10 protein-coding genes are annotated in these 13252 nt (G+C 59.6%); all 10 read left to right on the forward strand.

All coding sequences use genetic code 11. The features are described 5' to 3' along the window. Positions 1-10: 10 nt before the first annotated feature. Positions 11-1066 (forward strand): S-methyl-5-thioribose-1-phosphate isomerase, encoded by a 1056-nt coding sequence (locus tag O5O48_RS11720; RefSeq protein WP_233048165.1) that lies wholly within the window; start codon positions 11-13, stop codon positions 1064-1066. A gap of 197 nt (positions 1067-1263) precedes the next feature. Next, on the forward strand, positions 1264-4032 hold the full coding sequence (gene gyrA, locus O5O48_RS11725; RefSeq protein ID WP_228246082.1) for a DNA gyrase subunit A: 2769 nt from the start codon (positions 1264-1266) through the stop codon (positions 4030-4032). 2 nt (positions 4033-4034) lie between these two features. Continuing rightward, positions 4035-5120 carry a 3-phosphoserine/phosphohydroxythreonine transaminase gene (gene serC / locus O5O48_RS11730; protein WP_228246081.1) on the forward strand — a complete coding sequence of 362 codons (1086 nt, stop codon included), beginning with the start codon at positions 4035-4037 and terminating at the stop codon, positions 5118-5120. Between the two features lie 5 nt (positions 5121-5125). After that, the gene (gene pheA / locus O5O48_RS11735) at positions 5126-6223 is read left to right on the forward strand and encodes a prephenate dehydratase (RefSeq protein WP_228246080.1); all 1098 of its coding nucleotides are present in this window, start codon (positions 5126-5128) and stop codon (positions 6221-6223) included. Between the two features lie 93 nt (positions 6224-6316). After that, positions 6317-7429, forward strand: a complete 1113-nt coding sequence (hisC, locus tag O5O48_RS11740; RefSeq protein WP_269687084.1) for a histidinol-phosphate transaminase — start codon at positions 6317-6319, stop codon at positions 7427-7429. After that, positions 7422-9665, forward strand: coding sequence for a bifunctional prephenate dehydrogenase/3-phosphoshikimate 1-carboxyvinyltransferase (locus tag O5O48_RS11745; RefSeq protein ID WP_228246078.1), 2244 nt, complete (start codon positions 7422-7424; stop codon positions 9663-9665). Before hisC ends, O5O48_RS11745 begins: the two co-directional genes overlap by 8 nt. Next, on the forward strand, positions 9665-10354 hold the full coding sequence (cmk, locus tag O5O48_RS11750) for a (d)CMP kinase (protein ID WP_088273939.1): 690 nt from the start codon (positions 9665-9667) through the stop codon (positions 10352-10354). The genes O5O48_RS11745 and cmk overlap by 1 nt, the downstream gene beginning before the upstream one ends. Positions 10355-10508: 154 nt before the next feature. Beyond that, positions 10509-12191, forward strand: a complete 1683-nt coding sequence (gene rpsA, locus O5O48_RS11755) for a 30S ribosomal protein S1 (protein WP_088273772.1) — start codon at positions 10509-10511, stop codon at positions 12189-12191. A gap of 394 nt (positions 12192-12585) precedes the next feature. Then, on the forward strand, positions 12586-12879 hold the full coding sequence (gene ihfB, locus O5O48_RS11760; protein WP_088273773.1) for an integration host factor subunit beta: 294 nt from the start codon (positions 12586-12588) through the stop codon (positions 12877-12879). Positions 12880-12966: 87 nt separating this feature from the next. Beyond that, on the forward strand, positions 12967-13248 hold the full coding sequence (locus O5O48_RS11765) for a LapA family protein (RefSeq protein ID WP_269687085.1): 282 nt from the start codon (positions 12967-12969) through the stop codon (positions 13246-13248). Positions 13249-13252 lie beyond the last annotated feature (4 nt).

A 13252-nucleotide genomic window follows, 5' to 3' on the forward strand; every position in this document is an offset into this window, starting at 1 on the left:
GGATTCGCTCATGTTGCATGTAGAGACCGTAGCTGTAGACCATCCGTTGCAGGGCCTGGTCTGGTTGCCCGAGGGAAAGCTCCGGGTGCTGGATTTGCGCACGCTTGATGGTCAGCCGGCAGTTGCTACCTGCTCGGCGCCGGCCGAGGTGCTGGTTCTGATGCGTGATGGCGCCGTCTGCGGAGGGGTTGCGCTGGGGATCGCTGCAGCCTATGCGCTGGCGCTGGCTGCGCGCAGGCCGGTTCCTCCGGTTGCCTGGATGGAAGTATTGCAGCCGCTGATGGATGAACTGGCGGCGATACAGCCGATGGCAGCGGCATTGCAGTGGGCGCTGGGCATCATGCGCCAAACGGTTGTCAGTTCCAGGTCGGGGGATGACATGGCGCTGCGGTTGCTGCAGGCAGCCCAGGCTATTCAGGCCGCCGATCGTGAGGCCAATCAGGTCATGGCGCGGCTCGGGGTGCAGCTGTTGCGGCGCCACAAGGCATCTGTTCATCGGATCATGCTGCATGGCTATGGTGGCGACCTGTCCGGTGGCGGTGGTGGCACCACCTATGGGGTAGTGCGCTCTGCAAGTGCGGCAGGGCTGGTGGGCGAGGTGCTGGTCAACGAGGCCCGTTCAACCATGCCGCACGCGGAGGCGGGTGTCTTCGAGCTTGTGCGTGACGGGGTATCTGCCTCCTTGCATGCCGACGTCGAAGCCGGGCGGCTGATGAAATATGACGGGGTTACCTGGGTGGTGGTTGGTGCGGAGAAAATTGCGGCCAATGGCGACGTGATCGGTCCACTGGGCAGCTACGCGCTGGCCATTCTGGCAATGCACCACGGTCTGCGTTTTATGGTGGTGGCATCCACAGCCACCATTGATTCGAGTTTGCCTGATGCTGATGATCTGAGGCCGGATCAGTTGGGAGGAGCTGCGCCCGGTGGGTTCGGCGGCGGGGAGATGGCGCTGGATGTGACGCCGGTCGAGTTGATAGACGCGATCGTCACTGAAAAGGGCATTATCGAGCAACCGGACGAGGGCAAAATTGCCAATCTGATGAGTGTGCGTCAGCTGCACTGAGACGCTGGCGCAGGTGTGCTTCATGCTCCCGCCTGCGGGTTGTCTGTGGTATCCTCTGCCGCTTTGATCGGGCGGGACGCGTCCCGCTGCGGGCCTCGGCCTGCGGTGCGGGTTGGTCGGCGTGTTCGTCCTCCTTGCGCATGTGACTAATGCTTTTGGCATCAATGGGTTGCCGACAATAAAAGGAATGCCGTTTCATGGGTGAACTGGCCAAAGAGATCCTTCCAGTCAATATCGAAGACGAACTGAAGCAGTCCTATCTGGATTATGCGATGAGCGTAATTGTCGGACGGGCACTGCCGGACGTGCGCGATGGCCTCAAGCCGGTGCACCGTCGCGTGCTGTACGCGATGAGCGAACTGGGCAACGACTGGAACAAGCCGTACCTGAAGTCGGCCCGTGTTGTTGGTGACGTGATCGGTAAGTACCACCCGCACGGTGACTCTGCCGTATACGACACTATCGTGCGTATGGCGCAGGACTTTTCCATGCGCTATCCGCTGGTCGACGGTCAGGGCAACTTCGGTTCCATCGATGGCGATAACGCGGCAGCAATGCGTTACACCGAAGTGCGGATGGCCAAGCTGACCCATGAACTGTTGGCCGATCTGGACAAGGAAACCGTCGACTGGGTACCCAACTACGACGGCAAGGAGCAGATTCCAGACGTCCTGCCGACCAAGATTCCGCACCTGCTGGTCAACGGTTCCAGTGGTATCGCCGTCGGTATGGCGACCAATATCCCGCCGCACAACCTGACCGAAGTGATCAACGGCTGTCTGGCGGTGATCAGCAATCCCGATATCAGCATCGACGAGCTGATGGAGTTCATTCCGGGGCCTGACTTCCCGACCGCCGGTATCATCAATGGTCGTGCGGGCATCGTTGAGGCCTACCGTACCGGGCGCGGTCGCATTTACGTCCGTGCTCGCTGCCATATCGAAGATATCGACAAGGTTGGCGGTCGCCAGCAGATCGTGATTTCCGAATTGCCCTACCAGCTCAACAAGGCGCGTCTGATCGAGAAGATCGCCGAACTGGTAAAAGAGAAGAAGCTTGAGGGTATTACCGAGCTGCGCGATGAGTCTGACAAGGACGGTATCCGCGTGGTAATCGAGTTGCGCCGGGGCGAAGTGCCCGAGGTGATACTCAACAACCTTTATGCCCAGACCCAGATGCAGAGTGTTTTCGGCATCAACGTGGTCGGCCTGCTCGATGGCCAGCCGAAGATCCTGAACCTCAAGGAGCTGCTGGAGGCGTTCGTGCGCCACCGCCGCGAGGTGGTTACCCGCCGTACCGTGTATGAGCTGCGCAAGGCCCGTGAGCGCGGTCACATCCTCGAAGGTCAGGCGGTTGCGCTGTCCAACATTGATCCGGTGATCGAGCTGATCAAGCAGTCGCCGACCCCGGCCGAAGCCAAGGAGCGCCTGCTGGCGACTGCCTGGGCGCCGGGCACGGTGATCGAAATGGTCGAACGTGCGGGTGCCGAATCCTGCCGCCCTGACGGGCTCGGTGAGGAATTCGGCCTGCGCGATGGTCAGTACTACCTGTCTGCCGAACAGGCCCAGGCGATTCTCGACATGCGCCTGCATCGCCTGACCGGTCTGGAACACGAAAAACTGCTCACCGAGTATCAGCAGATTCTGGAACAGATTGGTGAGCTGCTGCGCATTCTCAACAGCCATGAACGTCTGATGGAAGTCATCGTTGAAGAGCTGGAACAGGTCAAGGAAGCCTTCGGCGACGAGCGTCGTACCGAGATCGTTGCGTCGCGCATGGATCTGACCATCGCTGATCTGATTACCGAAGAAGAGCGCGTGGTGACCATTTCCCACGGTGGCTATGCCAAGAGCCAGCCGCTGACCGATTACCAGGCTCAGCGCCGTGGTGGTCGCGGTAAGGCGGCGACCGGTGTGAAAGATGAAGACTACGTCGAGCACCTGCTGGTTGCCAACAGTCATGCCACGCTGCTGCTGTTCTCCAGCCGCGGTAAGGTTTACTGGCTGAAAACCTACGAAATTCCTGAGGCTTCGCGCACCGCGCGCGGCCGTCCGCTGGTGAATTTGCTGCCGCTGGAAGAGGGCGAGTGGATTACCGCGATGCTGCAGATTGATCTGGAAGCGTTGCAGCAACAGAGTGCCGAGGAAGGCGAAGAGCTGGATGATGAAAACAGTGTGATCGAAGGCGAGGCTGTTGAGGTCGAGTCCGATGACGCTGATGCTGAAGATGGCGACGATGACGACAGCGATGAGCCTACCGGCGCCTACATCTTTATGGCAACCGCGCGCGGTACCGTGAAGAAAACACCGCTGGTGCAGTTCAGCCGTCCGCGCAGCAACGGCCTTATCGCGCTGCGTCTGGAAGAAGGCGACACCCTGATCGCTGCAGCCATCACCGATGGTTCGCGCGACATCATGCTGTTCTCCGACGGCGGCAAGGTCATTCGCTTCAAGGAGCGCCACGTGCGCACCATGGGGCGTACTGCCCGCGGTGTGCGTGGTATGCGCCTGCCGACCGGTCAACGCCTGATCTCGATGCTGATTCCGGAGCGCGAAGCACAGATTCTGACCGCTTCCGAGCGCGGCTATGGCAAGCGTACGGTTCTGGAAGAGTTCCCCCGACGCGGCCGTGGTGGTCAGGGCGTCATCGCCATGGTGTCCAACGAGCGCAATGGCCCGCTGGTTGGTGCCGTACAGGTAGTTGACGGTGAGGAAATCATGCTGATTTCCGATCAGGGTACGCTGGTGCGGACCCGGGTCAGCGAGGTATCCAGCCTGTCGCGCAATACCCAGGGCGTGATGCTGATCCGCCTGGCACCGGAAGAGAAGCTTGTCGGTCTGGAGCGCGTGCAGGAACCGTCTGACGAAGACGAAGAAGATGTTGAGCTGGAAGGTGAGGCGGCCGCCGACGGCGAGGCCCAGCTCCCGGCAGGTGATGAGCAGCAACCCGTGGATGATCAGGAGTAATCGTGAGTAAGCGTCTGTTCAATTTCTGTGCAGGGCCGGCCGCGTTGCCGGAAGCGGTGCTGCAGCGGGCTCAGGCCGAGCTGCTTGACTGGCAGGGCAAGGGCCTGTCGATCATGGAAATGAGCCACCGCAGCGACGAGTTCGTCTCGGTAGCCCAGCAGGCCGAACAGGACCTGCGCGACCTGATGTCCATTCCTGACAACTACAAGGTGCTGTTCCTGCAGGGCGGCGCCAGTCAGCAGTTTGCCCAGGTCCCGTTGAACCTGATGCCCGAGGGGGGCAGTGCGGACTATATCGATACCGGTATCTGGTCGCGCAAGGCCATCGAGGAAGCGTCGCGGTTCGGTAACGTCAATGTCGCCGGCAGCGCCAAGTCATACGATTACTTCGCGATTCCCGGTCAGAACGAATGGCAGCTGTCCGCTGATGCGGCTTACGTGCATTACTGCCCGAACGAAACCATCGGCGGGCTCGAGTTCAACTGGGTGCCGCAGACCGGCGAGGTGCCGCTGGTGGCGGATATGTCCTCGACCATCCTGTCGCGCCCGGTTGATGTATCGCAATTCGGCATGATCTATGCCGGTGCGCAAAAAAATATCGGCCCGAGCGGTCTGGTCGTCGTGATCGTGCGTGAAGACCTGCTGGGTCGGGCGCGTGCCAGCTGTCCGACCATGCTGGACTATGCCGTCGCCGCCAAGAACGATTCGATGTACAACACGCCTCCGACCTTTGCCTGGTACCTGTCTGGCCTGATCTTCCAGTGGCTGAAGGAGCAGGGCGGTCTGGAGGCGGTCAAGCGCGTCAACGATGCCAAGCAGAAAGCCCTGTACTCGGCGATTGATGCCAGCGAGCTGTACACCAACCCGATCAACGTGGCCGATCGCTCCTGGATGAACATCCCGTTCCGTCTGGCCGATGATCGCCTGGACAAACCCTTCCTGGCTGGCGCTGAAGAGCGCGGCCTGCTGAACCTGAAGGGTCACCGTTCGGTGGGCGGCATGCGTGCCTCCATCTACAACGCGGTGCCGCAAGCGGCGGTTGACGCTCTGGTGGCCTATATGGCCGAGTTCGAACAGCAGCACGGTTGATACTCATGTCTGATGAAGATCAGTTGAAGGCGCTGCGCAAGCGCATCGACACCATTGATGAAAAGATTCTTGACCTGATCAGTGAGCGCGCAACCTGTGCGCAGACGGTCGCTCAGGTCAAGCAGAAGGCGCTGGAACCTGGTGTCAAGCCGGTGTTCTATCGCCCCGAACGTGAAGCCTGGGTGCTCAAGCACATCATGGAGCTGAACAAGGGGCCGCTCGATAACGAAGAAATGGCCCGTCTGTTCCGTGAGATCATGTCGGCCTGTCTGGCGCTTGAAGAGCCGCTGCGTGTGGCCTACCTCGGCCCGGAAGGCACCTTTACCCAGGCGGCTGCGCTCAAGCATTTTGGTCACTCGGTGGTCAGTGTGCCGATGGCGGCAATCGACGAGATCTTCCGTGAAGTTGCTGCAGGCGCGGTGCATTTCGGTGTGGTGCCGGTAGAGAACTCCACCGAAGGCGCGATCAATCACACGCTGGACAGCTTCCTTGAGCACGATCTGGTGATCTGCGGTGAAGTGGAGCTGCGTATACACCACCATCTGCTGGTGGGTGAGAACACCAAGACCGACAAGATTTCCCGCGTCTACTCCCACGCCCAGTCGCTGGCCCAGTGTCGCAAATGGCTCGATGCCCACTATCCGAATGTCGAGCGCGTTGCGGTTGCCAGCAACGCCGATGCGGCGCGGCGGGTCAAGGGCGAGTGGAACTCGGCGGCGATCGCCGGCGATATGGCGGCCGACCTCTACGGTCTGACCCGTCTGGCCGAGAAGATCGAAGATCGCCCGGACAACTCCACGCGCTTTCTGATCATCGGTAACCAGCAGGTTCCGCCGACCGGCGACGACAAGACATCGATCATCGTCTCCATGCGCAACAAGCCGGGTGCTCTGCATCATCTGCTGGAGCCGTTCCACTCCAACGGTATTGATCTCAGTCGCATCGAAACCCGCCCGTCGCGCAGCGGCAAGTGGACCTATGTGTTCTTTATCGATTTCTTCGGTCATCAGCACGATCCGTTGATCAAGGATGTGCTGGAGAAGATCAACGACGACTCGGTAGCACTCAAGGTGCTGGGGTCGTATCCGAAGGCGGTGCTCTAAATCATCAGCGACAAGCTGCAAGCCGCAAGCTGCAAGCAACTGCGGCCTGGTGTGACTTGAAGCTTGCTGCTTGTAGCTTGAGGCTTGTGTTCTATGAGTTGCGATTTTCTCAGCCTGGCGCGTCCAGGCGTACAGAAGCTGTCCCCCTATGTGCCGGGTAAGCCGGTCGAGGAATTGGCGCGCGAGTTTGGGCTGCGCCCTCAGGATATCGTCAAGCTGGCGAGTAACGAGAACCCGCTGGGTCCCAGCCCGGCGGTGCGGGAGGCCATTGCCGCTGCGTTGCCGGAGCTGACTCGTTATCCGGACGGTAACGGCTTTGCATTGAAGCAGGCGTTGGCGGCGAAGTCGGGGGTGAATACGGCCGGTATCACTTTGGGCAACGGTTCCAACGATATTCTTGAGCTGGTTGCGCGTGCCTTCGTGGGGCCTGAACATGAAGTGGTGTTCAGTGATCATGCCTTTGCGGTGTATCCGATTGTGACCCAGGCGGTGGGTGCCAGGGCAGTATCGGTGCCGGCCAAGGACTGGGGGCATGATCTGGACGCCATGGCGGCGGCCATCACGCCGTCTACCCGCGTGGTCTTTATCGCCAACCCGAACAATCCGACCGGTACCTGGATTGAGCGCGATGCGCTGGAAGCGTTTCTGGATCGCGTACCCGAGAACGTGATAGTCGTGCTGGACGAGGCCTATACCGAATACGTTGAAACCGACGATGTTCCCAACGGTGTCGACTATCTCGGGCGCTACAGCAACCTGCTGGTGTCGCGCACATTCTCCAAGGCCTACGGTCTGGCAGCGCTGCGTGTGGGCTACGGCCTGTCCCACCCGGCAATTGCCGATGCACTGAATCGGGTGCGTCAGCCGTTCAATGTCAACAGCCTCGCGCTGGCCGCTGCGCTGGCTGCCCTGGAGGACGAGGCGTACCTGATCGAAAGTCGCCGCATCAACCGTATTGGCATGCAGCAGCTGGAAGAAGGATGTGCCGCGCTTGGGCTGAGCTGGATTCCGTCCCGTGGCAACTTCCTGGCTATTGATCTGGGGCGCGAGGCTGCGCCGGTGTTCCAGGGGCTGCTGCGTGAGGGTGTGATCGTGCGGCCGGTGGCCAACTACGGCATGCCGAATTACCTGCGCGTGACCATAGGCTTGCCGGCCGAAAACCAGCGTTTTCTCGATGCCCTGAAGCAGGTGCTGGCGCGTGTCTAACGTAACCACGCTGTCACAGGGCACGCCGATAATCGGGCGCCTGGCTGTTATCGGTCTGGGGCTGATTGGCGGCTCTTTTGCCAAGGGTATGCGCGAGAGCGGCCTTTGCCGGGAAGTCATTGGTTGTGATCTGGACCCGGTTGCCCGTCGTCAGGCTGTTCCCCTTGGTGTGGTTGACAGTACGACTGCAGATCTGGCGGAAGCCGTCCGGGGTGCCGATCTGATCATGCTGGCCGTGCCAGTGCTGGGCATGCGCGCGGTGCTGGCCCAGTTGGCTGCGATGGATCTCGGTCAGGCGGTAATGACCGATGTGGGAAGTACCAAGGGTGCGGTTGCGCTGGCGGTAGAAGAGGTTTTTGGACAGGTGCCAGCCAACTTCGTGCCGGGACATCCGATCGCCGGTTCTGAAAAGAGCGGTGTGGAAGCGTCCCGCGCCGATCTGTTTCGTCATCATAAGGTCATTTTGACGCCTTTGGAGCAGACGGCCGATAGTGCTATCGAGCTGGTGCAGCGTTGCTGGCAGGCGCTGGGTGCCGATGTGGAGCAGATGTCACTGGCCGACCATGACGAAGTCCTGGCGGCCACCAGTCATCTGCCGCATCTGCTGGCCTTTTCGCTGGTCGATACGCTGGCGTCGCGTAACGAGAATCTTGAGATTTTCCGATACGCGGCAGGTGGTTTCCGGGACTTTACCCGCATTGCCGCGAGTGATCCGGTGATGTGGCGCGATGTGTTTCTGGCCAACCGGGATGCGGTACTTCGCAGCCTGGACGCCTTTACTCAGGATCTGGGTCGGCTGCGTGAGGCGGTGGAAACCCGCGATGCCAACACGCTGCTCGGTGTGTTTACCCGAGCCAAGTCGGCACGAGAGCATTTCAGCACTATTCTGGCCCGCAGGGCTTACATGGAACCTATGCAAAGCAAAGAATTCAATTTCATCGCGCGCCCTGGCGGGCAGGTGAGCGGCCGCATTCGCGTGCCGGGCGATAAATCCATTTCCCACCGCTCCATCATGCTCGGCTCCCTGGCCGAAGGTGTGACCGAGGTTGAGGGTTTTCTCGAGGGTGAGGACAGCCTGGCAACACTGCAGGCATTTCGCGATATGGGTGTGGTTATCGAAGGTCCGCATCATGGTCGAGTCACGATCAATGGTGTGGGTCTGCACGGCCTGAAGGCGCCGCCGGGCTCGCTGTATCTGGGTAACTCCGGTACTTCCATGCGCCTGCTTTCCGGCCTGCTGGCGGGGCAGGAGTTCGACACCGTGCTGACCGGCGATGCGTCGTTGTCCAAGCGCCCGATGGGGCGGGTGGCCAAGCCCCTGCGCGAGATGGGTGCGCAGATCGAAACCGGTGATGAAGGTCGTCCGCCGCTGCGCATCAAGGGTGGCAGTCGCATGATGGGTATGGACTATCAGATGCCGATGGCCAGTGCGCAGGTCAAGTCCTGCATTCTGCTGGCCGGCCTGTATGCTTCCGGTGCCACGTCCGTGACCGAGCCGGCGCCGACCCGTGATCATACCGAGCGCATGCTCAAGGGCTTCGGTTATCCGGTCAAAGTCGATGGCGATACCGTCACCATCGAGTCAGGTCACAAGCTGACTGCCTGTCGTATCGACGTGCCGGCAGATATTTCTTCTGCGGCGTTCTTCATGGTGGCCGCCAGCATCTGCGAGGGCGCGGATCTGACGCTCGAGCACGTCGGCATCAACCCGACTCGCATCGGCATCATCAACATCCTGCGCGAAATGGGCGGCAACCTGGAGTTGCTGAACGAGCGCGAAGTAGGTGGTGAGCCGGTTGCCGATATTCGCGTGCGTTACGCTCCGCTAAAAGGCATCGATATCCCGGTGGATCAGGTGCCGCTGGCAATCGACGAGTTCCCGGTGTTGTTTGTTGCTGCAGCCTGCGCCGAAGGGCGCACTATCCTGCGTGACGCCGAAGAGCTGCGGGTCAAGGAGTCGGACCGGATCCAGGTCATGGCTGATGGTCTGCAGGCGCTGGGCGTCAAGGCCGAGCCGACTCCGGATGGCATTATCATCGACGGCGGCCCGATTGGCGGTGGCAGCGTTGAAAGCCACGGAGACCATCGTATTGCGATGTCGTTCTCGGTAGCCGCGCTGCGCGCCACCGGTGACATTTACATCAAGGACTGCGCCAACGTGGCAACGTCGTTCCCGGGCTTTGTCGAACTGGCGCAGTCGGTCGGCATGAAAGTCCAACTGGAGGAAAGCGCGTGATTGATCAACAGGCCCCCGTCATTACCATCGACGGCCCCGGCGGCTCAGGCAAGGGAACCATTGCCGGTCTGCTGGCCCGCCGACTGGGCTGGAATCTGCTCGACTCGGGGGCGCTGTATCGTTTGCTGGCATTTGCCGCCCGCAATCACGGGGTTGACCTGACCAACGAAGCCGCGCTTGAGGCCTTGGCTGCGCACCTGGACGTGCAGTTTGTTGCTGCCGAGGACGGGCGCGAGCAGCAGATTATTCTGGAAGGTGAGGACGTCAGCCGGGCTATTCGCACCGAAGCGGTCGGCGCTGGCGCCTCTCAGGTTGCGGCGCTGCCGGCCGTGCGCGACGCCCTGCTGCAGCGTCAGCGTGCGTTTCGTGAGGCACCCGGTCTGGTCGCGGACGGTCGTGATATGGGAACGGTGGTCTTCGCCGACGCCCAGCTAAAAGTGTATCTGACAGCCAGCGCCCAGGAGCGCGCGTCCCGTCGTCATCGGCAGTTGCTCGAAAAGGGCGAAACTGCTAATCTGGCGAGTCTTCTAGATGAGATCGTCGCCCGTGACGAGCGCGATATGAATCGCAGCGTCGCTCCGCTCAAGCCAGCGGACGATGCCATTCAGATCGACTCCACGCAGATGGGCATCGAAGAAGTACTTGAAACAGTCCACGCAATGGCGCTTGAGCGCAATTTGCTGGGCTGATCAGTTGGTACTTTCCGGGCAACCAGCGACACCGGAAGGCGCATTGAGATAATCAACCCACGCAAGCTGGTGGCGTGGCGGGACAGTGGCTGCACAGCGCGCTCTTGAGCGGCTATGCGGTAGCATCCCAAATACTTAATTTACAGGATTCCAAATGAGCGAAAGCTTTGCCGAACTTTTTGAAGAAAGCCTAAAAACCCTTGATATGGAGCCGGGCTCCATCATCACTGGTATCGTTGTGGACATTGACTCCGACTGGGTCACCGTTCACGCCGGTCTGAAATCAGAGGGTGTCATCCCGCGTGATCAGTTCCTGGACGAGCAGGGCGAACTGACCATCGCTGTGGGTGATGAGGTGCACGTTGCACTGGATGCCGTTGAAGACGGTTTCGGTGAAACCAAGCTGTCCCGCGAGAAGGCCAAGCGCGCCGAATCGTGGAAGGTCCTCGAAGCTGCTTTCGCTGCAGAAGAAGTCGTCAAGGGCGTCATCAACGGCAAGGTCAAAGGTGGCTTTACCGTCGACGTCAACACCATCCGTGCGTTCCTGCCGGGCTCGCTGGTTGACGTACGTCCCGTACGTGATACCACCCACCTGGAAAACAAGGAACTGGAATTCAAGGTCATCAAGCTGGACCAGAAGCGCAACAACGTTGTCGTTTCCCGTCGTGCTGTCCTGGAAGCCGAGAACTCCGCCGAGCGCGAAGCCCTGCTGGAAACCCTGCAGGAAGGTCAAGTCGTCAAGGGTATCGTCAAGAACCTCACCGATTACGGTGCGTTCGTCGACCTGGGCGGCGTCGATGGCCTGCTGCACATTACCGACATGGCGTGGAAGCGTATCAAGCATCCGTCCGAGATCGTCAACGTTGGCGACGAGATCGACGTCAAGGTCCTGAAGTTCGACCGCGAGCGCAACCGCGTTTCTCTGGGTCTGAAGCAACTGGGCGAAGATCCGTGGGTTGCTATCACCGGTCGTTATCCGGAAGGCACTCGCGTTACCGCCAAGGTCACCAACCTGACCGACTACGGCTGCTTCGCCGAGCTGGAAGAAGGCGTTGAAGGCCTGGTTCACGTTTCCGAAATGGACTGGACCAACAAGAACATCCACCCGTCCAAGGTTGTCAACGTTGGCGACGAAGTGGAAGTTATGGTTCTGGACATCGACGAAGACCGTCGTCGTATCTCCCTGGGGATCAAGCAGTGCAAGATGAACCCGTGGGAAGAGTTCTCCAGCAAGTTCAACAAGGGCGACAAGATCTCCGGTTCCATCAAGTCCATCACCGACTTCGGTATCTTCATCGGTCTGGATGGCGGCATCGACGGTCTGGTTCACCTGTCCGACATCTCCTGGAACGAAGCTGGCGAAGAAGCGGTACGTCGCTTCAAGAAAGGCGACGAGATCGAGACTGTCATCCTGTCTGTTGATCCGGAGCGTGAGCGTATCTCCCTGGGCGTCAAGCAGCTGGAAGACGATCCGTTCTCCAACTTCGTTTCCCTGAACGAGAAGGGCAGCATCATCACCGGTACCGTCAAGGAAGTTGATGCCAAGGGTGCAGTAATCACTCTGGGCGACGACATCGAAGGCACTCTGAAAGCCTCCGAAATCAGCCGTGACCGTATCGAAGACGCTCGCAACGTTCTGAACGTTGGCGATGAAGTCGAAGCCAAGATCATTGGTGTCGACCGCAAGAGCCGCGTTATCAGCCTGTCCATCAAGGCGAAGGACGTTGAAGACGAGAAAGAAGCCATGCAGGATCTGCGTAAGCAGGAAATGCTGGCCGCTGGTCCGACCACCATTGGTGATCTGATCAAGCAGCAGATGGAAGGCAAGGGCAACTAAGCCTTTCCAGCTGTAAAAAAGGGTGACTTCGGTCGCCCTTTTTTGTGCCCGCCCGTTAGAGCGGCTACAAGCCACAAGCCACAAGCCGCAAGCCGCAAGCTTCAAGTAAAACCCTGGCTTGCCAGTTGCGCGGATTCTCTGAGGATTATGAATACGTGAGAAGGCTTATAGAAAAGACTTGATAGCCCGGTAAGGCAACGCATCCTGATTACGCTTGCAGCTTGCAGCTTGCAGCTTGCAGCTTGCAGCTTGCAGCTTGCAGCTTGCAGCTTGCAGCTTGCAGCTTGCAGCTGCGAAGCGCGCAAGCGCTTCGCTTAACAGGCTGTTCAAACCTAGTCAAGCATGGTACAACCTTGTAAAACGAGTCTACTCGCTTGATAAGAAAGGGAAAACCATGACCAAGTCGGAGTTGATCGAGCGCATTGTCGAGCAGCAGGGGCAGCTGTCGGCGAAGGATGTCGAGTTGGCAATAAAAACCATGCTGGAGCATATGTCCCAGGCACTGGCTACCGGGGAGCGTATCGAGATTCGCGGGTTTGGCAGCTTCTCGCTGCATTACCGAGCGCCTCGGGTCGGTCGTAACCCGAAAACCGGAGACTCTGTCGAGTTGGACGGCAAGTTCGTTCCTCACTTCAAGCCAGGCAAGGAGTTACGTGACCGGGTTAACGAGTCGCTCGAAAACGCCTGATCCCATACCTCGCCGCCGACACCCTGGGTTATACTTCGCAAACACTCAACGGATGCGGAGTCGTCTCACATGCTGTGGTTAAAGCGCGTGTTGCTGATCCTGGTTTTCCTGCTGGTCGCACTGGCAACCATGGATTTCATGCTGGAAAACCAGCAAAGCATTTCGCTGCAGTTTCTCGAAATGCAGTCTCCTGCTCTTCCTCTCTCCCTCTATGTTGTTCTTTCGTTCATCCTCGGCAGTGTGCTGGGCATTTTCGTTGGCTGGCTGATCACCACGCGTCTGCGTTTGAAGCTGATGGTGCAAAGCAATGAGCTCAATCGCTACCGCAAGGAAATAGATAAGCTGCGCACTCAAGCTGTCAAAGGCTGATCCC

This window comes from Halopseudomonas sp. MFKK-1 (assembly GCF_027474385.1).
GTDB classification, from domain to species: Bacteria; Pseudomonadota; Gammaproteobacteria; order Pseudomonadales; family Pseudomonadaceae; genus Halopseudomonas; species Halopseudomonas aestusnigri.

Coding starts and splice junctions, on each gene's coding strand:
- ihfB (WP_088273773.1), top strand. CDS start 12,586: ATGACCAAGTCGGAGTTGATCGAGCGCATTGTCGAGCAGCAGGGGCAG.
- hisC (WP_269687084.1), top strand. CDS start 6,317: ATGAGTTGCGATTTTCTCAGCCTGGCGCGTCCAGGCGTACAGAAGCTG.
- pheA (WP_228246080.1), top strand. CDS start 5,126: ATGTCTGATGAAGATCAGTTGAAGGCGCTGCGCAAGCGCATCGACACC.
- gyrA (WP_228246082.1), top strand. CDS start 1,264: ATGGGTGAACTGGCCAAAGAGATCCTTCCAGTCAATATCGAAGACGAA.
- O5O48_RS11720 (WP_233048165.1), top strand. CDS start 11: ATGTTGCATGTAGAGACCGTAGCTGTAGACCATCCGTTGCAGGGCCTG.
- rpsA (WP_088273772.1), top strand. CDS start 10,509: ATGAGCGAAAGCTTTGCCGAACTTTTTGAAGAAAGCCTAAAAACCCTT.